Source organism: Lysobacter sp. MMG2 (genome assembly GCF_016735495.2).
GTDB lineage: Bacteria > Pseudomonadota > Gammaproteobacteria > Xanthomonadales > Xanthomonadaceae > Lysobacter_J.
The window spans coordinates 661598-687387 of record NZ_JAERQY020000001.1 but is presented as its reverse complement, the minus strand read 5'-3'; the positions used below and the strand labels follow the sequence as shown (position 1 = coordinate 687387).

At 67.6% G+C, this 25790-nt stretch carries 20 protein-coding genes; 9 read left to right on the top strand and 11 right to left on the bottom strand.

Translation table 11 applies throughout. The features are described from left to right. Positions 1-39: 39 nt before the first annotated feature. A complete protein-coding gene (locus tag JI752_RS02945) occupies positions 40-1350 on the top strand; it encodes a DEAD/DEAH box helicase (RefSeq protein ID WP_216958934.1) in 1311 nt (436 codons plus the stop codon). 86 nt (positions 1351-1436) lie between these two features. On the opposite strand, the gene JI752_RS02940 is transcribed toward JI752_RS02945, so the two are convergent. Beyond that, positions 1437-1865, bottom strand: coding sequence for a nuclear transport factor 2 family protein (locus tag JI752_RS02940; RefSeq protein ID WP_216958931.1), 429 nt, complete (start codon positions 1863-1865; stop codon positions 1437-1439). A gap of 9 nt (positions 1866-1874) precedes the next feature. Beyond that, entirely contained in the window at positions 1875-2912 is a 1038-nt protein-coding gene (locus JI752_RS02935; RefSeq protein ID WP_216958929.1) for a L,D-transpeptidase, read from the bottom strand. Between the two features lie 186 nt (positions 2913-3098). Here JI752_RS02935 and JI752_RS02930 point away from each other — a divergent pair, with 186 nt between their 5' ends. After that, positions 3099-3860, top strand: a complete 762-nt coding sequence (locus JI752_RS02930; protein WP_216958925.1) for an FkbM family methyltransferase — start codon at positions 3099-3101, stop codon at positions 3858-3860. A gap of 544 nt (positions 3861-4404) precedes the next feature. Next, positions 4405-7140, top strand: a complete 2736-nt coding sequence (locus JI752_RS02925; RefSeq protein ID WP_216958923.1) for a hypothetical protein — start codon at positions 4405-4407, stop codon at positions 7138-7140. Between the two features lie 32 nt (positions 7141-7172). On the opposite strand, the gene JI752_RS02920 is transcribed toward JI752_RS02925, so the two are convergent. The 8 genes from JI752_RS02920 to trxA all read right to left on the bottom strand — a co-directional run bounded on the left by JI752_RS02920 (position 7173) and on the right by trxA (position 17633). After that, the gene (locus JI752_RS02920) at positions 7173-7850 is read right to left on the bottom strand and encodes a murein L,D-transpeptidase catalytic domain family protein (protein WP_216961757.1); all 678 of its coding nucleotides are present in this window, start codon (positions 7848-7850) and stop codon (positions 7173-7175) included. A 411-nt stretch (positions 7851-8261) separates the two neighbouring features. Next, positions 8262-10079: a DUF885 family protein gene (locus tag JI752_RS02915; protein WP_216958920.1), complete on the bottom strand. Its 1818-nt coding sequence runs from the start codon at positions 10077-10079 to the stop codon at positions 8262-8264. A 154-nt stretch (positions 10080-10233) separates the two neighbouring features. Next, positions 10234-12057: a DUF885 family protein gene (locus tag JI752_RS02910; protein WP_216958917.1), complete on the bottom strand. Its 1824-nt coding sequence runs from the start codon at positions 12055-12057 to the stop codon at positions 10234-10236. A 258-nt stretch (positions 12058-12315) separates the two neighbouring features. Beyond that, the gene (locus tag JI752_RS02905; protein ID WP_216958914.1) at positions 12316-13098 is read right to left on the bottom strand and encodes a queuosine precursor transporter; all 783 of its coding nucleotides are present in this window, start codon (positions 13096-13098) and stop codon (positions 12316-12318) included. Between the two features lie 50 nt (positions 13099-13148). Continuing rightward, a complete protein-coding gene (locus tag JI752_RS02900) occupies positions 13149-13859 on the bottom strand; it encodes a DUF502 domain-containing protein (RefSeq protein WP_216958910.1) in 711 nt (236 codons plus the stop codon). Positions 13860-13963: 104 nt separating this feature from the next. After that, the gene (locus tag JI752_RS02895) at positions 13964-15967 is read right to left on the bottom strand and encodes a bifunctional serine/threonine-protein kinase/formylglycine-generating enzyme family protein (RefSeq protein ID WP_216958907.1); all 2004 of its coding nucleotides are present in this window, start codon (positions 15965-15967) and stop codon (positions 13964-13966) included. A gap of 163 nt (positions 15968-16130) precedes the next feature. Beyond that, positions 16131-16601, bottom strand: coding sequence for a DUF4442 domain-containing protein (locus JI752_RS02890; protein WP_216958905.1), 471 nt, complete (start codon positions 16599-16601; stop codon positions 16131-16133). A 150-nt stretch (positions 16602-16751) separates the two neighbouring features. Next, on the bottom strand, positions 16752-17633 hold the full coding sequence (gene trxA, locus JI752_RS02885; RefSeq protein ID WP_216958903.1) for a thioredoxin: 882 nt from the start codon (positions 17631-17633) through the stop codon (positions 16752-16754). Positions 17634-17735: 102 nt separating this feature from the next. On the opposite strand from trxA, the gene JI752_RS02880 reads away from it, so the two are divergent. Then, positions 17736-18344 carry a DUF998 domain-containing protein gene (locus JI752_RS02880; RefSeq protein WP_216958899.1) on the top strand — a complete coding sequence of 203 codons (609 nt, stop codon included), beginning with the start codon at positions 17736-17738 and terminating at the stop codon, positions 18342-18344. A gap of 22 nt (positions 18345-18366) precedes the next feature. Here the strand turns inward: JI752_RS02880 and JI752_RS02875 are convergent, their stop codons facing one another. Then, positions 18367-19689: an amidohydrolase family protein gene (locus JI752_RS02875; RefSeq protein WP_345777314.1), complete on the bottom strand. Its 1323-nt coding sequence runs from the start codon at positions 19687-19689 to the stop codon at positions 18367-18369. A gap of 167 nt (positions 19690-19856) precedes the next feature. Here JI752_RS02875 and leuS point away from each other — a divergent pair, with 167 nt between their 5' ends. From leuS to rsfS, 5 genes are all read left to right on the top strand, one after another. Further along, positions 19857-22604 (top strand): leucine--tRNA ligase, encoded by a 2748-nt coding sequence (gene leuS / locus JI752_RS02870; RefSeq protein ID WP_216958893.1) that lies wholly within the window; start codon positions 19857-19859, stop codon positions 22602-22604. A 216-nt stretch (positions 22605-22820) separates the two neighbouring features. Then, positions 22821-23426: an LPS assembly lipoprotein LptE gene (gene lptE / locus JI752_RS02865; protein ID WP_216958890.1), complete on the top strand. Its 606-nt coding sequence runs from the start codon at positions 22821-22823 to the stop codon at positions 23424-23426. Beyond that, a complete protein-coding gene (holA, locus tag JI752_RS02860) occupies positions 23426-24493 on the top strand; it encodes a DNA polymerase III subunit delta (RefSeq protein WP_216958887.1) in 1068 nt (355 codons plus the stop codon). The genes lptE and holA overlap by 1 nt, the downstream gene beginning before the upstream one ends. A 12-nt stretch (positions 24494-24505) precedes the next feature. Continuing rightward, positions 24506-25183 carry a nicotinate-nucleotide adenylyltransferase gene (nadD, locus tag JI752_RS02855; RefSeq protein WP_216958884.1) on the top strand — a complete coding sequence of 226 codons (678 nt, stop codon included), beginning with the start codon at positions 24506-24508 and terminating at the stop codon, positions 25181-25183. 40 nt (positions 25184-25223) lie between these two features. Next, a complete protein-coding gene (rsfS, locus tag JI752_RS02850) occupies positions 25224-25652 on the top strand; it encodes a ribosome silencing factor (RefSeq protein WP_216958880.1) in 429 nt (142 codons plus the stop codon). Positions 25653-25790 lie beyond the last annotated feature (138 nt).

The window sequence follows — 25790 nt, the reverse complement described above, 5'->3', positions numbered from 1 at the left end:
CCGGCACGGCGCGATGGCGCGCATACGGAGCTACATCGCATGACGTTCGAAACCCTCGGGCTTTCGCCCGCGCTGCTGCGCGCGCTGGCCGAACAGAACTACACCACCCCGACGCCGATCCAGGCCCAGGCCATCCCGATGGCGCTGGCCGGCCACGACCTGCTGGGCGGCGCCCAGACCGGCACCGGCAAGACGGCCGCGTTCGGCCTGCCGCTGCTGCACCGCCTGTCCAAGCAGACCTCGCCCAACGGCTTCCGTCGTCCGCGCGCGCTGGTGCTGGTGCCCACGCGTGAACTCGCGGTGCAGGTCAACGACAACCTGCGCGGCTTCGCCAGGCATCTGCGCATGAACATCAGCGCCATCTTCGGCGGCGCCGGCATGGGCCCGCAGGTGGAGATGTTCCGCCGTGGCGTCGATGTGCTCGTCGCCACGCCGGGCCGCCTGATCGACCATCTGGATCGCGGCACCGTCAAGCTCGATTCGATCGAGCTGCTGGTGCTCGACGAAGCCGACCGCATGCTCGACATGGGCTTCCTGCCGGCGATGAAGCGCATCCTCGGCAAGCTTCCGCGCGATCGCCAGACGATGATGTTCTCGGCGACGTTCGAATCGCAGCTCAAGGCGCTCGCCATGGAGTTCATGAGCTCGCCGAAGCAGGTGCAGGTTGCCGCGCAGAACGCCGTGGTCCAGACGATCACGCATCGCGCCCATCCGGTCGACGTCGCCCGCAAGCGTGACCTGCTGGTGTCGATCCTGAGCGCGCGCCACACCGACCAGGCCATCGTGTTCGGTCGCACCAAGCACGGTTGCAACCGCCTGGCCGAGCAGCTGGAAGAGTCGGGCCTGGTTGCCGTCGCGATCCACGGCAACAAGAGCCAGGCGCAGCGTCAGAAGGCGCTGAACCAGTTCAAGGCCGGCAAGGCCCGCGTGCTGGTGGCCACCGACGTCGCCGCGCGCGGCCTGGACATCCCGAACCTGCCGTTGGTCATCAACTACGACCTGCCGATGGTCGCCGAAGACTACGTGCACCGCATCGGCCGCACCGGCCGCAACGGCGCCAGCGGCGAAGCACTGTCGCTGGTCGCGCCGGAAGAGGGCGGCCTGCTGCGCCAGGTGCAGAACATGCTGAAGTCGGAAGTCGAGCTGGTGGTCGTGGAGGGCTTCGCGCCGAGCCGCGCGATCCAGTTCAACGCGCCGCTGCCGAATCCGCGCCAGAAGCAGGGCGCGCCGCGCAAGGCCGCGCACCGTCCGCACGGCAAGCCTGCGCCGCGCCACGCGCATGCGGGTCCGAAGCAGCATCGCGGCGGCGGCCAGGGCCGCGGCTCGCGCAGCGGCGTCGCCAACGGTTGAGGCACGTCTTCATCGCATGAAGATGCGAAGGCCCGGTCAGTCGACCGGGCCTTTGTCTTTTCGAGGTGCGTTGCGCGAGGCGCGACTCAGGCGTCGCGCGGTCGTTGCAACACGGCCTTCAGCGTTGCGTGTTCGATCGGCGCGGAAGTGTGCTCGTGCACGACTTTCCAGTCCTCTCCACGCCGTTGCAGCACCAGCGTCATCCGGTTCGACAGCGAGCGCAGGGCGACGCCGTCCTTCGACTGCGCGGTGTAGGTGACGGTGGCGTGGCCGTATGCGATGGCGCCTGCGCTCGATGACTGGATGTCGTCGAACGAGACCACAACGCATTCGTCGCCGAGCGAGCCGAACCAGCCCTGTGCCATGCGCCGCCACGCGGCGAGTCCCCGCAGCGACCAGTCGCCCCACATGTCGAAGACGTGCAGGTCGTCGTCGTAGAGCCGGACGAACGCCTCGACGTCCTTCGCCAGCACGGCGTCCCGATAGGCATGCAAGGTGGCGAGGATCGGATCCATGGCGAGGCCTCAGGTTTCCGGCGGGTCGGAGTCGAGCACCTGCACCGGGGCGCCTTCGGTGGTCTGCGTCTGCACGCGTTCGTCGGTGACCAGCATCACCACGCCGGGCGTAAGCAGCGGCAGCACCGCGGCGACGAAATCGTGCGGAATCACCACGCGATCGATCGTCTCCGGTCCCAGCAGCTGACCGGCCGCCGGGCCGTTGCCCGGAATGCCGATCGTGCTCCAGTTAGGCATCCGTGTGCCGGGCAGCAGCGGGTTGTCGCCGGACATGAAACCGTCCTTGACGATGTACGCGTGCGTGCCCAGCGGTTGTTCCGGCTGCCGGATCAGCACGCGCGAGCGGCCGATCTCGATGCCGTTGCGATAGACGATCACCTGGCCATCGGCTGCACTGAGCAGGATCGACACCGGGCCTTCAGTCGACACTTCCGGTCGCCAACGGTACTTCTGCCCGGCCTGGAGCGGCGGAATCGCGGCCTCGGCGCCCGTGTTGGGATTGATCGGGATCAGCGCGCCCGGATGCGCGGTGTCTTCCGGCGAACGGCCTTCCTGCGAAACGACCACGACCATGCCCATGTTCGACGAGTCGAACAGCAGCCGCGCGAATTCCGAAGGCAGATGCACGCAGCCGTGCGATTCCGGATAGCCCGGCAGGCCGCCCGCGTGCAGCGCGACGCCGTCCCACGTCAGCCGTTGCATGTAGGGCATCGGTGCGGCGTTGTAGAGGCTGGAGCGATGGTCCTTGTCCTTTTGGAGGATCGTGAACACGCCCGTCGGGGTTTCGTAGCCCTTGCGCCCCGTACTGACCGTGCTGACGCCGATGGGGATGCCATTGCGGTACACCACCGCGCGCTGGTCCGACAGGCTCACCACGACGGCCAGCGGGCCGGCGCGATTGTCGCCGCCCCAGATCCACTCGCCCGGCTTGAGTTGCGACGGCGCCGTGCCGGCGGGGCTGGATTGCCGCGCACCCCACATCGGAACCGCCGCGTCCGCGAGGCAGGCATACAGAGTGAGTGACAGGGCCAGGAGCAGGCGTGTCATCGCGATATCCATTCGACGGGTTGGGCAGCGTAGCGTGAAGCCAATCCCTTCTGCCACCGCCCGCGCCCGGCCGCTTTTTCAGACGGTTCTCATTTTTCTTGGTGCGCTCGACCTCCAAGATCTGTTGCCATAGCCGAGCACCCTTGCGGGTCGGTTTCCCTGTCGTTTCATATCCTGAGTCGCCGCATGAACAACCTGCACAGCCCCACCGAAGGCATTCCCCAGCTCTGGAAGACGCGCTACGGCGTCATGAATTCCGTTCCTGGTCGCTGCCCGGCCTCCCGTTCGCTCGCGCAGTACGGTGAGTGGATCGAACAGGAGCTCGACCTGCTCAGCGAGATCGTGTCCGACCACCAGTTCGTGCTTGAGATGGGCAGCGAATACGGTGCGCATGCGCTCTGGTTCGCGCGCGCCGTGGGCGATCGTGGCCAGGTCCACGTCATCGAACCGCGCCGCATGGTGATGCAGCAGCTGTGCGCCAACGTCGCGCTCAATGGCCTATCGAATGTGCACACGCACCCGATGTGGCTGGGTCGCATGGAAGGCGTGGCCGAACTCGGCACGCTGGTGCCGAGCGTGGAAAGCGTCAGCGAGCGCCGCGAACGAGTGCCGGTCAAGACGCTCGACGACCTGAACCTCGATGCGCTGCACCTGCTCAAGATCAACTATGCGGGAGAGCTTTGCTCGGTCCTCGATGGCGCGGCCGCCACCATCCGCAAGCACCGCCCGGCCCTGTATTTCCGCATGGGCGATCAGGACATGGCGGAGGAAGAAATCCGTCGCGTGAAGGACCTCGGCTACCGCTGCTGGTCGCACCTGCCGTACCTGTATTCGCGCAACAACCAGGTCGGTAACGCGCTCAACATCTTCCCGGGTCGCGTGTATCAGAACGTGATCGCCGTACCTCAGGAAGGCGGTGTGATCTTCGAGAGACTGATCGAGCTGTAACGGCCGGCGAGTCTGACCGGAGCGGGGGGCGGGGATGACGACAGCAGGGAAGAGGCGGAGGATTGCGACCGGGCTTGCTCCGCGCATCAGGGCAACGCTGGTTCCGGCTTCATTCGTTGCACTGATGTTCTCGATGCACGGGGCCGCCCCGGCATCGCCCCCCGCGGATTCCGCAACTGTCGAACAAGGCCAGCCCCCTCCGCCGACCTACCTTGGCGCGGCGAAGGGGGCGACCCCGACCCCGACCGCTCCAACCGCTGGTGAGCCCACGAAGCGCAGGTCGTGGATGTTCTGGCGGCGCAAGAAACCCGCTCCGCCAAGACCCGTCAGTCCGCCGCCTCGTGCGCCCATCAGCGGGTTCGGGCAATACCCCGGGGGCGCCGGCTGGTCGGAGGTCGCCAGTCCCGTCGCCGAGACTGTCGATAAGGTGGAGCCATTGCCTCCGCCATCCACGCCGCCCCGACCTGTCCGTGCTGATCGGCGGGCCGGGAGTGCGCGGCATGCGACGACCTCAGCCGTGCGTGTCCGCCAGAGGAACGCGGGCGTGGTTCGTCCAGCGGTCGAACTCCAAGCGACGCCCGTCGAGTCGGGTGGCGAAGTAACCGCGAATGCGGTGACGGAAAGCGCAGGGCCGCTTCCCTTGGCAAACGACGAGCCGCTGCGCAAAGCCTCAGAGCGGCCAAGTTACGTGACGTCCTTCTTCGACACGCGCGATGTCGAGGAAACGGGCGGCGGCGATACGCAACAAGCGCCGGCCCCCGTAGTTGCCGCCAATGCAGTTGGTCGTGAAGCAACTCCTCCCGCGCCATCCCCCACAGTAATCAATCGCGCCTCCGTAGCACCTGAGGATTCGAGCGTCGTGGCGGCAGCTACGGCCAGTATCGGCCGCGAGGGCGCTGGCATGGGGTTCGCGTCGGCCGTTCCATGGAAGCTCGTGCTGCCCGTCGCCGGCCTTGCCGCATTCGGCCTGTTCCTGCCCGGCATCGCGAGGCGAAAACGTCAGAGAACACTGAAAATGAATAACCGGAACTTGGATGCACCGCCCTCGGATCCGATCCCGAACGAACAGACCGGGCATGCGATCGGCGCCAAGGTGCAGATGTTGGCCGGAGAAGGGACTTGGGAGCCGAACCACGAGTCCCACCGCGCCCCGTGGGAAGCGCCGTCGAGCACAGAGGCGGGCTTCGCGCATCGATTCCGGGCCGGCAGCGAGGCGGCAGCCGGCCTGCTGTTCGTCGAAGACATCGAGAGCGAGAGCGCCGAATCGGCGGCGACCGCACCCAGGCCGGTTACGCCGATGCTGCTCGAATCCGTTCACGCGACCGTGGAACCCGTCCGGCCCGGTCCTCCTCTGGTGTTTGCGGCCGCGCAAGCAATGGATTCAAGCGCAGCGGCGTCTGTCCCCGCCGAACGGAGCACATCGGTCACGGCCGCGCCCACGGCTGAATCGCACGTCGTCAACGACAGGCTCGAAGCGATCGTCAACGCACAGGCCGCGATGCCCGAAGGCACCGCGAACCGCATTGCGCCTCCCTCCTTCTTCAACGAATCGCCGGCAGTCGCAACGCATCCGGACGAGCAGGGCAACGGCGCGTCAGCGAAAGCGACGCCCTCCGTTTCCGTGCCGCTGGTCGATCTGCAGGCGCTGGGCATTCTCGCGACGCCCGGCCGCGCCACGGAGTCACTCGTGGCGGAGCCCGCCCACTCCGCCGCGGAGCCGCTCCCCGCTGCGGCACCGGAGCCGACGCCCGACATTCCGCATGCCAGCGTTCCGACTCCCTCCGCCGATGCTTCTCTTGAAGAAGCGCGGGCGCTTCTTGAGGCGGGCCATCCGCATCAGGCGCTGGCCGTGCTGGATTCAGTGCAGGTCCCGTCGCAAGCGTCGATGGACGCGTTGGAGCTCAGTGCCTGCGCCTGGTCGTTAATCGCGCGCGACAGTGGCGCGTCGACGGCGTATGCCCGGGCGGCCGATGCGCTGGAGCAACTCCTCGAACACGATCCGGAACATCCGGCGGGCTGGCATCTGATAGGGCACTACCGATTGCATCAGGCCGGTGCCGAGCGGGGCGCGGACCAGCGCCAGACGCTGGAGTCGGCCGTCGTCGCCATGCAGCGGGCCGTGGACCGGTCGGAGCGGGCCGATCCCGACAGTCTCCTCGCGCTCGGCGAAGCGCTGGCGCAGCAGGCGGCAGCCACGCCCTCGGACGAGGGGCAGGAGCGGAAGGCCGCAGGGTTCGCCGAAGCTGCCGTGGCGTACCGCGACGCCGCAAATCTCCTTCGCGATCCGGCCTCGAGCGGCCACTGGAACCTGCAGGAAGCACTGCAGGCACAGGCACGTGCTTCGGCGTCGTCGGATGCGGCGAAGCTTCGCATGGAGGTCGATGCGCTTCTCGCCGCCGGCCTCAAGACGGTAGAAGCGGACCACCGCGCGCTCTGGTACGCGGCGAAGGTGGAGAACGAACTGGCGCATGCCGCCCTCGCGGGAGGCGCCACGCGCGTGCTGCATCTGCGCAACTTCCGTAACAGCTACTGCGACGTCCTCACGGGCCCCGGTGCCACGCCGGACATGATGCTGAGCTGGCTGGAACTCATCACGCTGGAAATCACCCATTTGCGCGGGGATGCCGCACGCGCGCGCTTCACTGAGGGTGATGCGATCCTGCAGCGCCTGGAAGCGATGCTTCCTGGCAACCCGCACGTCGCACACGCGCGTGCGCGATTGCTTCGCCGCCGCGCTGCCCATGCCGGCGAGGGCTCGCGAGCGAACGTGTTGACCGACGCGCTGCAGTGCGTGGTCCCCTTCGTCGACCGGGCCGGCGAGCCGCAACTGCGATTGGAAGCCGCCGAACTGATGCTCGAACGTGCCGCCTGCCTCCCGACCGCGCAGGCACACGACGATTTCATCCGAGTGGATGGACTCGTCGCGACATTGCTGAACCATGGGGCGCTGGCCGTTCCCGCCATGCGCTGCCACGTTGAAGCGAAGCTGGGATTGGCGCAGCCCGTGGACACGGCCGTACGGCAGCGACTGAGCGAAATGGGCTTACAGGACGTTCGCGCGCGCCAGGCGCTCGCCAGGCTTGCCCTGCGCGACGGCGACCCCCGCACGGCCTGCGAACACTGCGAAGCCGCCGCGCGATTGCAGATCGACGGACGAGCCGATGCGCCGTTGCTGCAACTGTGGGAGCAGGCGAGCCGCCAGTGGGCGTCGACCATCCCGGTGCCATCCCGCGATGCGGCGTGGCAAGCGAACCGTCAGCGATTGCGTGCGGCGAGCTGACGGCCGACGCACCGCCCTCACGCGCGCAGGATTCAGCCCGATGCCGGGTGTCCGGTGTCGGGCCGATGCGCAAACCCTTCGCGCTGGGCTCGCACCGCAGGGCAATTGAGCAGCGCCGAGCGTGCCAGCCATGCCTGGTCGGGGTAGTACGAAAACACGAACTGGCCGTCCTTGAGCAGGTCGATCATCGGTTTGGCGACCACGCTGCGCACGGCAGGGCAGCCCCAACTGCGGCCGAGCCGGCCCATGCGCCGGCCTTGTTCGGGATCGACGTACGGAGCGCCGTGCATCACGATCGCGCGCGCCATGGCGGCATCGTTCACGCCCGGCTCGAGACCGCGCATGCGCAGCGAATACCCGTTCTTGCCGGTGTACGTGTCGGCGGTGACGAACAGCCCGATGCTGGACTGGTGGCTCCCATCGCGGTTGGAGAACCGCGTGGCGAGGTTGTCGCCCGAGCCCTGTCCGTGCGCGACGACTTCCTCGTACAACAGCTTTCCGGCGTTTAGATCGAACACCCACAGGCGCGGCACGAGCGAGGGGCGGCTGTAATCGATCACCGCCAGTCGCCGGGCGGCGGCGCCGATGCCGCTGGCCTGTGCGCACTCCATGGCCGAGACGGCGAGGTCGAGCACCTTCGGATCGGCACCCGGTGCCAGACGCGACAACCAGCGTCCACCCGGCTCGAGAGCAGGCAAGGTCGGGAGCATCGAGACGGATTTGCGCGGCGGCCCGACACGATCGGCCTGCGCAAGGACAGGCACGGCAAGCAGGGTGGCGGCGGCGAAGAGAAGACGAAGTGCGGCGGGCATGGCAAGGGAAGGTGCGGGTCGATGCAGGCATCGACGGAGGCACCCGGAGCGGCATCCGCACAGGCGCAGGAATGGCGAATATAGGTCCCTCACGGCGTGTTGCAAGGCGAGCGCGGGTGATCGGGGACGCGCGGTTCAGTTCAGGCAGATGAACGCGCTGGCGCCAATGGACGCGGAGCCCCGAATCCGCCGTACAGCGAGGGCCGGGCGCAGCAAGCGCATGGGAGACCGCAGCAAACAAAACGGCCGGACCTCGCGGCCCGGCCGTTTCGTATTTGAGCGACGGCGCGACGCATCGCGCCGCGGCCATCAGCCCTTCTTGCTTGCGATCCAGCGGTCGATCTTCTGCTCCAGCACCGCCAGCGGCACGGCGCCGTCCTTGAGCACTTCATTGTGGAACTCGCGCACGTCGAACTTGGCGCCCAGTTCCTTCTCGGCCTTCGCCCGCAGTTCCTTGATCTTCAACTCGCCGATCTTGTACGCCAGCGCCTGGCCGGGCCATGCGATGTAACGCTCGGCTTCGGCCACGGCGGTGGTGTCGCTGACGGCCGAGTTCTCCTTCATGTACGCAATGACCTGATCGCGCGTCCAGCCCTTGCTGTGCAGGCCGGTATCGGTGACCAGACGGATCGCGCGCCACAGTTCGTTCTGCAGGTAACCGAAGTACGAGTACGGATCGGTGTACACGCCCAGGTCCTTGCCCAGCGATTCGGCGTACAGGCCCCAGCCTTCGGCGAACGCGCTCTGGATGCTCCAGCGACGGAACGCCGGCATGTCCTTCAGCTCGATCTGCGTGGCGATCTGGAAGTGATGGCCCGGGATCGCCTCATGCAGGTACAGGTCTTCCGCGTCCCAGATCTTGCGCGAGGGCAGGTCGTAGGTGTTGACGTAGAAGATGCCCGGGCGCGTGCCGTCTTCGCTCGGCGGATAGTACTGGCCGCCGGCCGCGGACTTCTCGCGGAACGGCTCGACCGGGCGGATCTCGAACGGCGACTTCGGGATCACCGAGAACTGCGTCGGGACCTTCTCGTTGATCTTCGCTTCCAGGCCGCGGTAGTACTTGAGCAGCTCATCCTGGCTCTTGAACTCGAACTTCTTGTCGGTCTGCACGTACTTGAAGAAGTCCTGCAGCGAGCCCTTGAAGCCCACTTCCGTCATCACCTTCTGCATCTCGCCGTGGATGCGTGCGACCTCGTCCAGACCGATCTGGTGGATCTGCGCCGGCGTCAGGTCGGTGGTGGTGCTCTGCTTGGCGTTGTAGGCGTACCACGCCGCACCGTTGGGCAGCTTGTCCAGGCCGAAGGTGTCGCGCGTCTTGGGCAGGTATTCGTCGTTGATGAAGACGCGCAGCTTCTTGTACGCCGGCATCAGCTGCTCGGCGATCATCTTGCGATAGGCCTCCGTCAGGCGCGTCTTGTCGGCGTCGCTGAAGTCCTTGGGCATGTTGGTGATCGGACCCCAGAAGAGCGTGTCTTCCGGCTTGTCCTTGATCAGCGCGTCCAGCTGCGGGACGACCTTCTCCATCAGGGCCTTGGGCTGCACGACGCCGGCGGCGATGCCTTGCTTCATGTTGGCGATCTCGGTGTCGAACAGCACCGGGATGCGCGCGCCACGGGCGAGCCAGTTGTCGTAGTCCTGCACGGTCTTGAACGGCTGCGCGCCGCTGCCCGAACCGAACTGCACGGCGAGGCTGGCGGTGCTGTCCATCTGGTTCACCGGCGTCATCCAGCCCGGGAACTGGAAGGATTCGATCTGATCCTTCGCGTCCTTGGTGAAGATCTCGTAGTTGAGCAGGTCCTGGCCGGTCAGGCCCTCGGAACCCACGGCCTGGACCTTGGCCAGCCAGTCTTCGAGGAATTTCTTCGACTCGTCGCGGTACTGCTGCGAACCGAAGTCGGGCAGCTCGGCGTTGTAACGCGTGTCACCGGTGAAGGTCGCCAGCACCGGGTTGCGCTTCAGGTACGCCTCCCAGAAATCCGTGTAGAGCTTGTTGAGCTGATCGGCCTTGGCCTGCGCGTTCTGCGTGGTGGCGGGCGTGCCGGTGGCGGCGGTGTCGGTGGCGGGTTTGGAGCAGCCCGCGACGGCCGCGGAGACGGCGAGGGCAAGCAACAGCGGACGGAACTTCATGGAGTTCTCCTGGTGGTGTCTGGTGGGGTTTGCTCCTCCCCCTGCGCGCAGGGGGAGGTTGGGAGGGGGTTGAGGCGCGCCAGCGCCGAGCGTACCGCGAACCACTTCGCCCCTCCCCAACCCTCCTCTGCATTCGCAGGGGAGGGAGTAGTCATCAGCCCTTCTTCTCCGCGATCCAGCGGTCGATCTTGCCTTCGAGGATTTCCAGCGGCACCGAGCCGTCCTTCAACACCTCGGCATGGAATTCGCGCACGTCGAACTTCGGGCCCAGCGCCTTCTCGGCCTTCGCGCGGACTTCCTTGATCTTCAGCTCGCCCATCTTGTACGCCAGCGCCTGGCCGGGAATGGCCATGTAGCGCTCGGCTTCGGCGGTGGACTGGGTTTCGCTTTCGGCGGAGTTGTCGAGCATGTACTTGATCACCTGCTCGCGCGTCCAACCCTTGCTGTGCAGGCCGGTATCGACGACCAGGCGGATGGCGCGCCACAGTTCGTTCTGAAGGTAACCGAAGTAGTTGTACGGATCGGTGTACACGCCCAGGTCCTTGCCGAGCGACTCGGCGTACAGCCCCCAGCCTTCGCTGAAAGCGATCTCGCTGCCGAAGCGGCGGAACTTCGGTAGCCCGGTGAGCTCCTGCTGCAGCGCGAGCTGGAAGTGGTGGCCCGGGATCGCCTCGTGCAGGTACAGGTCTTCCGCATCCCACGTCTTGCGCGTGGGCAGGTCGTAGGTGTTGACGTAGAAGATGCCCGGACGGCTGCCATCCTGGCTCGGGCGCATGTACGAACCGCCCGCCGCCGACTGCGCGCGGAACGGCTCGACCGGGCGGATCTCGAACGCCGCCTTGGGAATCAGCGAGAACTGCTCCGGGATCTTCTGGTTGATCTTGTCTTCCAGCCCGCGGTAGTACGCCAGCAGCGACGGCTCATCGGCGAACGAGAAGCGCGGGTCGTTCTGCATGAACTTGAAGAAGTCCGACATCGACCCCTTGAAGCCCACCTGCTTCATCACGCCCTCGATCTGGCCGTGGATGCGCTTCACTTCGTCCAGGCCGATCTGGTGGATCTGCGCGGGCGTGAGGTCGGTCGTCGTCGAGTTGCGCGCATTGAAGGCGTACCACGCCGCGCCGTTGGGCAGTGCATCCAGGCCGGACGTGGCGCGCGTCTTGGGCAGATAGTCGTTGGCGATGAAATCGCGCAGTTCGCGATACGCCGGCATCAGCTGCTTCTCGATCAGCTGCTTGTACTGCGAGGTGAGGCGCTGCTTGTCGGCGTCGCTGAAATCGGCGGGGAAGTTCTTGACCGGCCCCCAGAACAGCGTGTCCTCGGCCTTGTCCTTGATCAGCGCGTCCAGCTGCGGGATCACCTTCACCATCAGCGCGCGCGGCTGCACGACGCCGCTCTTCATGCCTTCGCGCGAATTGGCGATGGCCTGGTCGAAGATCGCCGGCGCCTGCGCGGCGCGCTTGAGCCAGTTGTCGTAATCCTTGACCGTCTTGAACGGCTGCGCGCCGGTGCCGGTGCCCAACTGCACGAAGGTCGCGGCGAAGTTGTAGAACTGATTGATCGGCTGCTGCCAGGTCGGGAATTTCTCCGCCTCCAGCGAATCCTCGCGATCGCGCACGAAGATCTCGTAACTCAGCAGGTCCTGGCCCGACAACCCGTCGCTGCCCACGTCCTTCACCGACTTGAGCCAGCGCGTGTTGAACTCGTGCATCTGCTGGCGGTACTGCGCCGACAGCGTGTTCGGCAACTGGTCGTTGTAACGGTTGTCGCCCTGGAACGTCGCCTGCAGCGGGTTGAGCTTGAGCAACTCATCCCAGTACTGCTCGTACATCGCGTTCAGACGCGTGGCTTTGGCGCTCTGCGTGGCAGTGGCGGCCGGCGCCTGCGCGAAGGCGGCGGAGGGCAGGGCGGCGGTGACGCCCAGGACGAGGGCAATGGCGAGCGGAAGGCGGAGGAACGGGCGCGCAGGATGCGGCATGGGAAAGTCCGGGTTGACGGGCGACCCCGAAGGCTCGCCCGGCCACCCCGGGGTGGCATGGGCCGAAGGTCATGCGTGCGGGGCAGCCGTCGCGTTTTGCAGGGCATGCGGCGATAGCTGTCATTCCCGCGAAGGCGGGGTGTTTTTGGGCCGCCGCATGGCGGCACCATCCAACGCGCAGGCGTATCACCCTCTCCAGAAGGCGTGATGGTCCGGATGGTTGGATCCCCGCCTTCGCGGGGATGACGGCAACAATCCCTACGCGGCCGCCTGCTCGCGCAGCTCCTGCGCGCGCGCCTCGCCCAGGTAGCGCGTGATGCCCGCGCGCACCAGATAGATCAGCGGAATCAGCGCGATCGCCGCCAGCATCTTGTAGGCGTAATTGACCGTGCTGACCGCGAGGAACAGCGAGGTCGGCCACTTCTGCGGCCCCAGCACGAAGGCGATGTAGAGCACGACGAAGCTGTCCACCAGCTGCGAGACGGCGGTCGAACCGGTCGCGCGCAACCACACCCACTTCTCTCCGGTGACGCTGCGGATGCGGTGGAATACCGCCACGTCGATCAGCTGGCCGATCATGAAAGCCACCAGCGAGCCGGCGATCGTCCACAGCCCCTGACCGAACACCGCCGCGAACGCCGCCTGGTAGTCGTCCACGCCCTGCGACTGCGCGGCCTTCACCCACCAGTCCGCCGGCGCGATGGCGATCGCGGCGAAGGCGAACACGAAGCCGTACACGATCAGGCCCGCCGCGAGCCACGAGATCATGCGCACGCCGCGACGGCCGAAGAACTCATTGATGACGTCGGTCATCAGGAACACCACCGGCCACAGCAACGTGCCGGCGGTGAAGCTCAGCGAACCGGTCTGGCCGAACAGGTTCCAGTGCAGCGGATCGATGCCCAGCGTTTCTTCCAGCGCGAAGATCTTCACGCCGATGAACTCGGCCAGCACCGCGTTCACGCAGAAGAACCCGGCAAGCACGATGAACAGTCGCACCGCGCGATCGTCGAGCGTGCGTGCGACGACGAATTGGGACACGGGTTCGCTCACGGTGCGCTTCTCCCCTTCACGCGACGTCGGTGCGGTTGTCAGTGCGGCTTTTCGTCCACCGAAGGCGGCGAGAACGGAATGCTGTCGGGCGCCACCGCGCCGCCGGAGATGATGAAACTCATCGCCTGATCCACGGTCCAGTCGGTCGGCGTGATTTTCTCCACCGGCACGATTTCCAGATACCCGGAGGTCGGATTCGGCGTGGTCGGCACGTACACCGCGGCGAGTTCACGGCCGGTGCCGTGTTCGCGGATCACGCGCGTGACAAAACCAATCGACTTCATTTCCTTGTGCGGGAAATCCACCAGCACCACCCGCTGCGTGCCGTCGGGCTTGGTCTGCAGGATGTCGAGCAATTGCCGTGCGCTGCTGTAGACGATGCTCGCCAGCGGAATGCGCCCGATCAGCGCCTCGAACCAGCGCAGCAGGCGCTGCCCCAGCACGTAGCGCGCCATCACGCCGGAGAAGAGGATCACCGCCAGCGTCGCCAGCAACGCGAGCACGGTGCGCACCCACTGGTCGTCCAGCCAGTGCAGGCGCGGGTAGGTCGTCGCCAGGTTCTGCAGCATCGGCGTGATGAACGGCTGGCTGATGTCCGACAGCATCACGAACACGAACTTGACCACGACCCAGGTCAGCCAGATCGGCAGCAGGGTCAGAAGGCCGGTGAGGAAGAGCTTCTGCAGGCTCGGCTTGGGCGCGGCGGGCCGGATCGGCGCGGCGGCGGGGGACTCGGGGGAGGTCGGCATGGCGCGGATTGTAAGGCGATCGACCACCCGCAGTTGGCATACGCGGGCGGATCGCAGCGTCGCATGGGCCGCGCTCGGCGGCCGTTGGCGTGGACGGCGGCGCCTCAGCGCTCGCGCACGAGGCGGAACCCGACGTCGTCGTACCCGCGCGCTGCCGCGAGCGTGCGCTGGCCCTCGTGGCTGCGCCAGGAACCGCCGCTGACCTGGCGCTGCTGGCAGTTTTGGCCGCAATCGCGCAGCCACAGCGACACCGCGCGGCCGTCGATCTCCACCCCCGTCTGCGCGATCTCTTCCGCGCTCGGCAGGCGGTAACGGCGTCCGGTCTGCGCGCTGTACCAGTGCGCGTAGGCCTGCGCGTCTTCCAGGGAGATGCAGACCACCGGGTCGTTTTCGTCCTGGCGGAAACCGGGCGACTGCCAGTCGCGCGGATCGAGCACGCGCAACAACGAAGCGCGCTCGCGGCACAGCGCTGGCTCGCGGCCGTTGGCTGCGGCGAAGCGCGCGTATTCGCGGCGGCTCACTGGCCGTGGCGTCAGCGCGACGCTGACCTTTGCACTGCTCAGCGAGGCCGTCTCGATCTTGCTGCCGCGCGCCAGGCCCTTCGGCAGCGCCTTGGCCTGCGCGATCAGGCGCGGGTCGAGTTTGCGTGGCATCTGCAACTGTTCGGCCAGCGCGGTCAGGCGCTGCGCGTCGGCGGCATCGCGGCGGGTGACGGCCTTCTGCAGGCGCGCGTCGAGCGCCTTGCCGGTCGCCTCACGCAACTGCTGCTGCGCCGCCGAATTGGCGGTGCCCGTCTGTTGGCCCAGCGCGGCCGCGCGCGAGGCCAGTTCGCGAGCACGATCGTCCTTGCCGTCCTTCACTGCGCGAACGAGGTGATCGGAAAACGCCGCCGTGAGCTGGTCGATGGCCTTGGCCACGTCGGGATGCGTGCTGTCGGTGTGCCAGGCGAGGAGCACGCTGTCGAAGGCATTGGCATCCTCCGGCTCGGTCAGGCGGCCGCGCGCGATCTGCTGGCGCGCGTCCTCCAGCGCATGCTGCAGCGGCGCCTCGGGCAGCGGTTGCAGCATCGCGGCGGTCGGGTCGACCGACGGCGTCGCCTGCGGTGCCGTCGCGATGGGCGTCATCGGCGCGGGTTTTTCGGCCTCGTCGCGGCCCAGGCTGAAAGCGAGCACGACCAGCGTCACCGCGGTCACGCCGAGCGTCGCCCACACCGGCATCGCCCAGCGCTGCGTCGGGCGCAGGCGGCGAAGACTCTCCACCGCGCCGGTCCACGGCTTGCGCTGTTGCACGCCGCGGATCGCGTTGGCCATCTGCGTCGCATCCTGGAAGCGATGCGCGGCCTGCTTGGACAGCGCACGATTCATGAAGCGCTGCCAGTGGCGCAGATGCTGCGGAAGTTTCGGAATCGGATCCTGTGCGTGCATCACCGCCATCGACAAGGCGTCGGCGGCTTCGAAGGGCAGGCGTCCGGTGAGCATTTCCCACAGCAGCACGCCCATGCTGTAGAGGTCCGCGCGGCCGTCGACGTCTTCGCCGCGCGCCTGTTCGGGCGCCATGTACGCGGTGCTGCCCACGGCAAGGCCCGCCGTCGTAACGCGCGGGCCGAAGCCTCGGCGCAGCGCGATGCCGAAATCGGCGAGCAGCACGCGCTCGCTTTCGTCGAACAGCACGTTCTCGGCCTTGACGTCGCGATGCACGACGCCGCGCGCATGCGCGTAGTCCAGCGCCTGAAGCAGCGTCAGCGCGATCTCGATCGCGCGCGGTTCATCCTTGCTCAGCTCGCGCTGGCCGAGGTGGCCGCGCGGCAGGTAGGGCATCGCGTAGTAGGGCAGGCCGTCGAACGTGCGGCCCACTTCGTGGATGCCGACGATGTTGGGATGTTCCAGTCGCGCGATCGTGCGCACTTCGTTCTCGAAGCGACGACGGCTGACTTCGTCGGCGAGCGCGAGCGGCAACATCACCTTGATCGCCACCTCGCGCGCGAGCGCAAGCTGGTTTCCCAGGTACACGGTCGACATGCCGCCGTGGTTGATCACCTTGTGCAGGCGATAACCGGCGATCTCCGGCAATGGCGATGTGTTGTCGTTGTTGCCTGCAGAACCGGACATCGCGGCCCCCTGTCGCGAAGCAGGAGCATACGCCGAGAGAGGGGAAAGCTCACGACGTGCCCATCACATCCACGATGTGCGCACGATCGTTGGTTCAGTGTGATGACGCACAGCGTCAGTTTTTGTCGGAAACGGCCGGATTTTGGGCGGTTTCTGCCGTTTCCTACACGCTGTCGGCGCCTTCGCGATGTGCGGGTTTGCGCCTCACGTAGAGCTGCTTGCGCACGCGTGCGACGACCTCGCCCTGTGCATCGGTGATATCGGTGTCAAACCAGCGCAGTGCCTTCTCGCCGTTCGCGGTGGCGGCGCGAAGTTCGTCGAGCGCTTCATCGCGCAGGCGGAAGTCGGCGTGCACGGTGCCGCGACCGGGCTTCACGAATTCGATCTCGCCGGCCTTGTCCCAGACCCAGTACTCGCGGCCCAGGGCATTCATCGCCAGCAGCATCCAGAACGGATCGGTCATCGCGAACAGGCTGCCGCCGAAATGCGTGCCGACGTAGTTGCGGTTCCAGGGGCGCATGCGCAGTTCGACGTGCGCGTGGCGGTAGTCGTCGGAGATCTGCGTGACGTGGATGCCGCTGAAAAGAAACGGCGGCCAGAAGTTGAGGCCGCGGCGCAGGACACTGGCTTTCATTCGGAGCGGGGCTGCGTGTGGGGCGCACAGCCTGCCATACGGATGCGTATCGTGATAGCCCGGGTAAGCGGAGCGCACCCGGGTTTGGACCGTTCGGCGGCGAGCGTCCCCGGGTGCGCTTCGCTTACCCGGGCTACGTGCTGCCGTCGATCAGAACAGCAGCGACGACATCTTCCGGCGGTAGCGGCCCACCAGGTCTTCGTCCTCGATCACGCGGAAGGCGTCGATCAGGGCCTTGCGGGGCAGGCCGTCCTCGTAGCCGCGGTTGCGGCGGAGCATTTCCAGGAACTGCTCCAGCCCGGCCTCGGCATCGCCGTCGACCAGGCGCAGGACGCCCAGGAGGTGACGGGCGCGCAGGTCGTCGGGATCGCCGGCGATGGCCGCTTCGAGCACTTCCCGCGCCGGCGCGTCCTTCAGCAGCGCGGCAAAGCCCAGGCGCGAGCGGGCGCGCTGGGCGCGGTCGTCGGTGGCGAGATTGGCGGGCAGGGCGTCGAGCAGCTGCTCGGCTTCCTGCGCCGCGCCGGTGCGCAGCAGGGCCAGGGCAAGGTCGAGCTTGAGCTCGGCGTTGTCGGGCGCCGCTTCGGATTCATGACGCAGGCGCACCACTTCCGCATGCGGATCGATCGGCGCGGCGGCTTCCTCCAGCGCGACGTCGGTGGACTCGTCGTTCGCCGGCGCGGGCTGGATGCCGTGATGGGCGAGGAACTCGCGCAGCTGACCTTCGGGCAGCGCGCCGGGGAAGCCGTCGACCAGCTGCCCGTCCTTCACCAGGAACACGGTCGGGATCGAACGCACCTGGAACGCACCCGCCAGTTGCGGCTCCTTGTCCACGTCGACCTTCGCCAGGCGGAACGCGCCGTGGTAGTCGGCGGCGAGCTTCTCCAGGATCGGCCCGAGCGTTTTGCACGGACCGCACCATTCGGCCCAGAAATCGACCAAAACCGGCGTCTGCAGCGACTTCTGCAGGACTTCGGTCTCGAAATTGTCGGCGGTGGCGTCGAAAACGTGGGCGTGGGCGGAGGCGTCGGACATCATCGGCGGGGGCTCGTGGGCAATGCTCGGGAGATGGGGACGGCGCGTGTCCTTGCCAAGCCGGGACGGGCGCCATGCGGGCGGTCACGCTAGCATGCGGGCATGAGTCGTCCGAGCGCGCAATCTCCGTCCCGGTTCGATGGCCTTGCCGGCTGGCTGGCCGCCGCCTGCTGCGTCGTGGCGGTGCTGGGATTCGCGGCGGCCTTGCCGGCGTTTTCGCATGCGCAGCACCCGCTGGGATTGCTGGGCGCGCGCGGTGTCCCGGGTGCGGTGTTCTTCAACCTGCTCGGATTCGTGCTGCCCGGCCTGCTGGCGGCGTGGACGTTCGTGCGGCTGCGTGGGCGCTTGCCCGACGGCATCGGCCGCCTCGCGCCACTGGGCGCCTGGATGCTGGTGATCTCGGCCTTGGCGTTCGCCGCGCAGGGGCTGCTGACGCTGGACCCGCACGACCTGGACGGCGCGGTCAGCCAGCGCCATGCCACGGCCTGGCTGCTGTGGTGGCTGGCGTTCGCGCCGGGCGCGCTGCTGCTGGGCATGGGCGTGCTGCGTGAGCACGCATGGCGGCACGTGGCGGTGGTGTTCCTCGTGGCCGGTGCGCTTGCGGTGGTGCTCAATGTGCTGCCGCCCGCGGTGCTCGTCGGCCCGCTCGCGCAGCGGTTGTTGCTGCTGGTGTGGCTGGCGAGCGTGGTCGTCGCGTCGAGGTCGCGCTAGGCGACCCCGACGCGCGCAAGGATCAGGCTTCCGGCGTGCGGTAGACCGTACCGTCCTTCATCACGAAGTCGACCTTCATCACCTGCTGGATGTCCTCCAGCGGATTGCCCGGCACGGCGACGATGTCGGCGCGCTTGCCCACTTCGATCACGCCCTGGTCGTCCACGCCCAGCACTTCGGCGGCGCGGATGGTCGCGGCCTGGAACGCGACCGGCGCGGGAATTCCCGCTTCCACCATGTAGATGAACTCGCGCGCGTTGTCGCCGTGCGGGCCCACGCCCATGTCCGTGCCGAAGGCGATCTTCACGCCGTTCTTGTAGGCCTTGCCGGCGGTGTCCTGGATGAGCGCGCCGATGCGCTGCGCCTTCGGGCGCACGACATCGGGGAAGTAGCCGTCGATCTTGGCCTTGTCGGCGACGAAGCGGCCGGCGTAGATGGTGGGCACGTACCAGGTGCCGTGCTGCTTCATGAGCTTCATCACGTCGTCGCTCATGTAGGTGCCGTGCTCGATGGACGTGACGCCGCCGAGCACCGCGCGCTTCATGCCTTCCTCGCCGTGCGCGTGCGCGGCGACGCGGTAGCCGTAGTCCTTGGCCGTGTCGACGATGGCCTTCACTTCCTCGACGGTGAACTGCGGCGCATCGCCGGACTTGGCGTACGACAGCACGCCGCCGGTGGCGGTGATCTTGATGACGTCGCTGCCTTCCTTGTAGCGCTGGCGCACGGCCTGGCGGGCGTCGTCGATGGAGTTGATGACGCCTTCGGTCGGGCCGGGCGGGCCAATCAGGTGCGAGAGCGCGTCGTTGTAGCCGTTGGTGGGATCGGCATGGCCACCGGTGGTGGCGATGGACTTGCCGGCTGCCCAGATGCGTGGGCCGTCGACCAGGCCCTGGTTGATCGCGTCGCGCAGGTGCGGGCTGACTTCGCCGCCGAGGTCGCGCACGCTGGTGAAGCCGGCCATCAGCGTTTTGTTCGCGTAATCCACGGAACGGAAGGCGTAGTCCACGTCATCCAGGCGGAAGCCTTCGGAATAGCTCTGCGGGCTGGACTGGCTGCCCAGGTGCACGTGCAGGTCGGTCCAGCCGGGCATGCAGGTGTGGCCGCTCAGGTCGACGCGGGTGGCGCCGGCGATGTCCGCGGCGGTGCCGCCGACGACCTGCTCGATCTTCCCCTGGCGGACGACCAGCGTCTGCGGGCCGGTGAGCTTGCCGGTGCGGGCGTCGAACACCTGGCCGCACTGGAGCGCCTGGAGCGCATCCTTGGCCGCTCCGGCGGCAGGCTGGGCGGCATGAACTGGAACACTGGCCATCGCGGCCAGCAGCGCAAGACTGAGCGGCTTCAACACGTACGACTCCCCGATTGTTCGTCCCCTGGAACGGTCGATTGAAGCACAGGCCCGGCGCGGCGGAGGCGACCGGCGGCGCAGATCGGGCATGGCGCGGCCTTCGCGTGGCGGGCCTTGCTGCGCTGCGGTAGGCTTGAAGGTCTTTCCCCCACGCCCCGAAGAACGCCGTGTCCGTCGAAGCCGCAACCGAAACCCGCCCCTACGACCCGCAGGCCATCGAAGGCGATGCGCAGCGCTTCTGGGAGGGCACGCGTGCCTTCGAAGTGAACGAGGCCTCGGACAAGCCCAAGTACTACTGCCTGTCGATGCTGCCGTACCCGTCGGGCGCGCTGCACATGGGCCACGTGCGCAACTACACCATCGGCGACGTCATCAGCCGCTACAAGCGCATGACCGGCCACAACGTCCTGCAGCCGATGGGCTGGGACGCCTTCGGCCTGCCGGCCGAGAACGCCGCGATCAAGAACAAGACCGCGCCGGCCAAGTGGACCTACGCCAACATCGCGCACATGAAGTCGCAGCTGCAGCAGATGGGCTACGCGATCGACTGGTCGCGCGAGTTCGCCACCTGCCAGCCGTCGTACTACGTGCACGAGCAGCGCATGTTCGTGCGCCTAATGAAGAAGGGCCTGGCGTACCGCAAGAATTCGGTCGTGAACTGGGATCCGGTCGACCAGACCGTGCTGGCCAACGAGCAGGTGATCGACGGCCGCGGCTGGCGCACCGGCGCGCTGGTGGAAAAGCGCGAGATCCCGCAGTGGTTCCTCAAGATCACCGACTACGCGCAGGAACTGCTCGACGGCCTGGACGCGCTGCCGGGCTGGCCGGACGCGGTCAAGACGATGCAGCGCAACTGGATCGGCCGCAGCGAAGGCCTGGATATCCGTTTCGACGTCGTCGACGCCGACGGCCGTGCGATCGAGCCGCTGCACGTGTTCACCACGCGTCCCGACACGCTGATGGGCGTGACCTTCGTGTCGATCGCCGGCGAGCATCCGCTGGCGCAGCAGGCGGCGGCGAACAATCCCGACCTGGCGGCGTTCCTTGACGACCTGAAGAAGGGCGGCGTCACCGAAGCCGAACTGGAAACGCAGGAAAAGCGCGGCATGGACACCGGCCTGCGCGCCGTCCATCCGATCACCGGCGAACAGATCCCGGTCTTCGTCGCCAACTTCGTGCTGATGAACTACGGCACCGGCGCGGTGATGGCGGTGCCCGGCCACGACGAGCGCGACTGGGAATTCGCGCGCAAGTACGCGCTGCCGATCCGCATGGTGATCGTGCCGCCGGAGGTGGGCGATGCGCTCGCCGAAATCGCGGGCGATCTGGCCAAGCACGAAGACCCGATGAGCAGCGCGCTCGGCGGCGCGCGCTCGGATGTGTACGAAACCTCGGCGGCCGTGCAGGTCGTGGAGGAATTCGAACGTCGCATCCGCGAAGAAGGCGCGTACACCGAGCGCGGCTGGCTGGTGAATTCCGGCGAGTACGACGGCCTGGATTTCCAGCAGGCGCTGGACGCACTGGCGACGCGTTTCGAGGCCGAAGGCCGCGGCCAGCGCCGCGTGAACTACCGCCTGCGCGACTGGGGCGTGAGCCGCCAGCGTTACTGGGGCTGCCCGATTCCCGTCATCCTGTGCCCGTCGTGCGGCGATGTGCCGGTGCCGGAAGACCAGTTGCCGGTCGTGCTGCCGGAAGACGTCGCATTCTCGGGCGTGGCCTCGCCGATCAAGTCCGACCCGGAATGGCGCAAGACCACGTGCCCGAAGTGCGGCGGCGCGGCCGAGCGCGAGACCGACACCTTCGACACCTTCATGGAGTCGAGCTGGTACTACGCACGCTACACCTCGCCGGGCGCCGAACAGCAGGTGGACGAGCGCGCGAAGTACTGGACGCCGGTCGACCAGTACATCGGCGGCATCGAGCACGCGATCCTGCACCTGCTGTACTTCCGCTTCTACCACAAGCTCATGCGCGACCAGGGCCTGGTGAACAGCGACGAGCCGGCGACCAACCTGCTCACGCAGGGCATGGTCATCGCCGAAACGTTCTATCGCGAGGACGCGCACGGCTCGAAGGACTGGATCAACCCGGCCGACGTGGAAGTCATCCGCGACGAGCGCGGCCGCATCACCGGTGCGACGCTGAAGGCCGACGGCAAGCCCGTCGTCATCGGCGGTACGGAAAAGATGTCGAAGTCGAAGAACAACGGCGTCGATCCGCAACTGATGGTCGGCAAGTTCGGCGCCGACACGGTGCGCCTGTTCTCGATGTTCGCCGCGCCGCCGGAACAGTCGCTGGAATGGAACGAAGCCGGCGTTGAAGGCATGGCGCGCTTCCTGCGCCGCTTCTGGCGCGAAGTGCTCACGCATGTGTCGCAGCCGGATCATCCGGAAGTCGACGTCGCCCAGCTCAACGCCGCACAGAAGACGCTGCGCCGCCAGCTGCACGAGGCCATCCAGAAAGTCGGCGACGACTACGGCCGCCGCCACAGCTTCAACACCGCGATCGCGGCGCTGATGGAGCTGCTCAATCACGTGTCGAAGTTCGACGACATGAGCGACCAGGGCCGCGCCGTGCGCCACGAAGCGCTGCAGGCGATGGTGCTGCTGCTCAACCCCGTGACGCCGCATGTCTGCCATGCGCTGTGGCAGGCGTTGGGTCACAAGGAAACGCTGCTGGAGGACGTGCCGTTCCCGGTCGCCGACACGGCCGCGCTGGAGCGCGACGCGGTGACGCTGGCGGTGCAGGTCAACGGCAAGCTGCGCGGCACGATCGACGTGCCGGTCAACATCGACAAGGCCGAAGCCGAACGCCTCGCGCTGGCCGAGCCGAACGTGGCCAAGTACATGGAAGGCATGACGGTGCGCAAGGTGATCGTGGTGCCGGGAAAGATCGTCAACATCGTCGCGGGTTAGTCCGCCTGCGGCGGACCAACCCCCAAAGTTTGCGTGGCAAACTTTGGGCCGCGCGCCTCTAGTGCCATACCCGCCCTTTCGCGCCTGCGGCGCGAACCGCCCCTGACTCAGGGGCTAGGGCAAAAGCATGCCGGCCATGGCCTCGCCGGGGTTTCACTGAACGAGAGCGAGGCGTTCGCTATTGATGGTGGCCGACGCCTCGTCCAGACTTCCCGCATGACCCGATCCCTGTTCAAGCGCGCCATCCCCGTTGCCCTGGTGCTGGCCCTGTCGGCCTGTGGCTTCCATCTGCGCAGCGCGTTGGTACTGCCGCCGGACCTCGGCCCGGTTCGCGTCGTCTCGGTCGATCGCTACAGCCCGCTGGCCGAATCGCTCGCGCAGGCACTGACCCGCGCCGGCGCGGTGCCCGCCACCGAGCAGACGGTCGACGCCACCGTGCTCGACCTCATCAACGAGCAATGGGGCGATCGCCCGATCAGCCTCGACGAATTCGGCCGCGCGCAGGAGTACTCGCTGCGCTATGCCGTGACGTTCGAACTGCGCCGAGCCGACGGCACCACGCCGGTGCCGCGCCAGACGATCGAACTGGCACGCGACTACGTGTCCAATCCCGTGCAGGCCATCGGCACGGAAGGCGAGCGCGAAATCCTGCAGGGTGAAATGCGCCGCGAGATGGTCGCCTCCGTGCTGCGTCGACTGGACGCCGTCGCGCGCCGCGCCACCGCCGAGGCCGCTGCAGCTCCGGCGGCTGCGACTCCGACTCCGACTCCGACTCCGGTCGACGAGACCGCACCGCCGGCGTCCAACACGACCACCCCTTGATGGAACTGCGTCCGGAGCAGCTCGTCGCCCAGCTCGGCCTCGACCGGCCCGAGCCTGCCGCGCTGCATCCGGCTTACCTCATCGCCGGCCCCGAGCCGCTGCGCGTGCTCGAAGCGGCCGACGCCGTGCGCGTCGCCGCACGTCGTGCGGGCATCGCCGAGCGCGAAGTGTTCGAGGCCGAAGGCAACCAGCGCGAACCCGACTGGAACGCGTTGTCCGCCACGTTCCGTGCACCGAGCCTGTTCGCCAGCCGCCGTCTCGTCGAACTGCGCCTGCCTGGCGGAAAGCCCGGCAAGGAAGGCGCGGAAGTGATCTCGGACTTCTGCGCCGATCCGCCGCAGGACGTGACGCTGCTCATCACCGCCGGAGAGTGGAGCAAGCAGCACGGCGGCAAATGGAGCGAGGCGATCGGCCGCATCGGCCAGATCGCGATTGCGTGGCAGATCAAGCCGCACGAACTGCCCGACTGGATCGAACGTCGTCTGCGCGCGCGCGGCCTGCGTGCCGACCACGAAGCCGTGCAGAGCCTGGCCGATCGCGTCGAGGGCAACCTGCTCGCGGCGGCGCAGGAAATCGACAAGCTCGCGCTGCTGTCCGACGGTCAGTCGCTGGATCGCGAACGCATGGCCGAACTGGTCGCCGACGCCGCGCGCTTCGACGTGTTCCGCCTGGTCGACGCAACGATGAACGGACAGGGCGCGCAGGTCTCGCGCATGCTCGCCGGCCTGCGTGCGGAAGGCGAGGCGGTGCCGGGCCTGCTCGGCATGATCGTCATGGAACTGCAGCGCGCCGCGGCGCTCGCGCGCGTGCAGGCACGTGGCGGCAACCTCGTCGCCGAATTCAAGGCGCAGCGCATCTGGGATTCCAAGCAGCCGATGTACAAGCGCGCGCTGGCCCGCCATGCCGCGCCGCGCTGGGACGCGTTCGTGGCCGAAGCCGGTCGCGTGGATCGCATCGCCAAGGGCCGCCCGCGCCTGGGCGAGGAGCCCGCGGACGCCTGGCTGGCGCTGGAACGCCTGCTGCTCGCCGTGGCCGAACCGCGCGCCACGCGCCTGGTCGCCGGCTGACGCGCGCTGCGCATGGGCCTGCGCGTCTACTACGGCGGCACCTTTGATCCCGTGCATGCGGGACACCTGTCCGTCGCATGCGAAGTGCGTGACGCGCTTCAGGCGCGGGTCTTCCTCGTGCCTGCGGCCGACCCGCCGCACAAGGACGTCACCCATGCCGACGCACAGGCCCGTGCCCGCATGCTCGACCTGGCCATCGCGGGCGAGCCGGGCCTGAAGGTCGACCGCCGCGAGCTGCGCCGCGAGGGCCCGTCCTACACCGTCGACACGCTGCGCGGCCTGCGCGAGGAACTCGGCCCGGACGTTCCGCTGGTGTGGATGATCGGCGGCGATTCCTTGCTGCAGTTGCATACGTGGAATCGCTGGCGCGAGCTGTTCGATCTGGCGCACCTGCTGGCGGTCGCACGTCCGGGAGCGCATCTGGAGGCGGTTGCGGTGGCCGCGCGGGCGCCGGAGGTCGAGGCCGAAATCGGCCCGCGACGGTGCCAGGCCATCGACCTGAACAGCCGCGCGGCGGGTGGATTCGCCGTGTTCCGGCTGCAGCGTGAACGCCCGGAGTCGTCGACGCAGCTGCGCCAGCGCATCGCCGCGGGCGAGGCCTGGGAAGACGGCGTGCCCGCGACCGTGGCCGAGTACATCCGCCGCCACGGCCTGTACCGCGTCCGGGGCGTCACGCCGGCTTCGTTATAATCTCCAAGCACCGCAGTCGCCAGAAGAGAGCCAACGCCCCTTGAGTACCGAAGCGCAAGTCATCAAGACCCGCCTGCCCAACCCGCCGCCGCCGGTGGACCTCCTGCTGAAGACCGTGCATGCGGCCGTAGAGGAACTCAAGGCGCGCGATGTCACCGAAATCGACGTGCGCGGCAAGAGCAGCGTCACCGATTACATGGTCATCGCTTCGGGCACCTCGACCCGCCACGTGAAGTCGATCGCCGACGAAGTGGTCAAGTTCTCCAAGAAGCTCGACGTCCAGCCGCTGGGCGTGGAAGGCGAGCGGGAGGCCGAATGGGTGCTGGTCGACCTGGGCGACGTGGTGGTCCACGTCATGCTGCCGCGCGTGCGCGAGTTCTATGCACTGGAACGTCTGTGGACGGTCGGCGACCAGCCGCCGGGCGCGGACGACGAGGAAGTCGAGACGGACATGGAAGAGCGCCTCTGAGGCGCTGCGACATCGTGGCTTGAACGACGAACGGCGCCCTTGGGCGCCGTTCGTGTTTTTGGACCACGGTGCGAACTGGCGACCTCGAGCTGTCGCCGCGATGGCTCTGCGCCCTCACCCCGACCCCTCTCCCGCGAG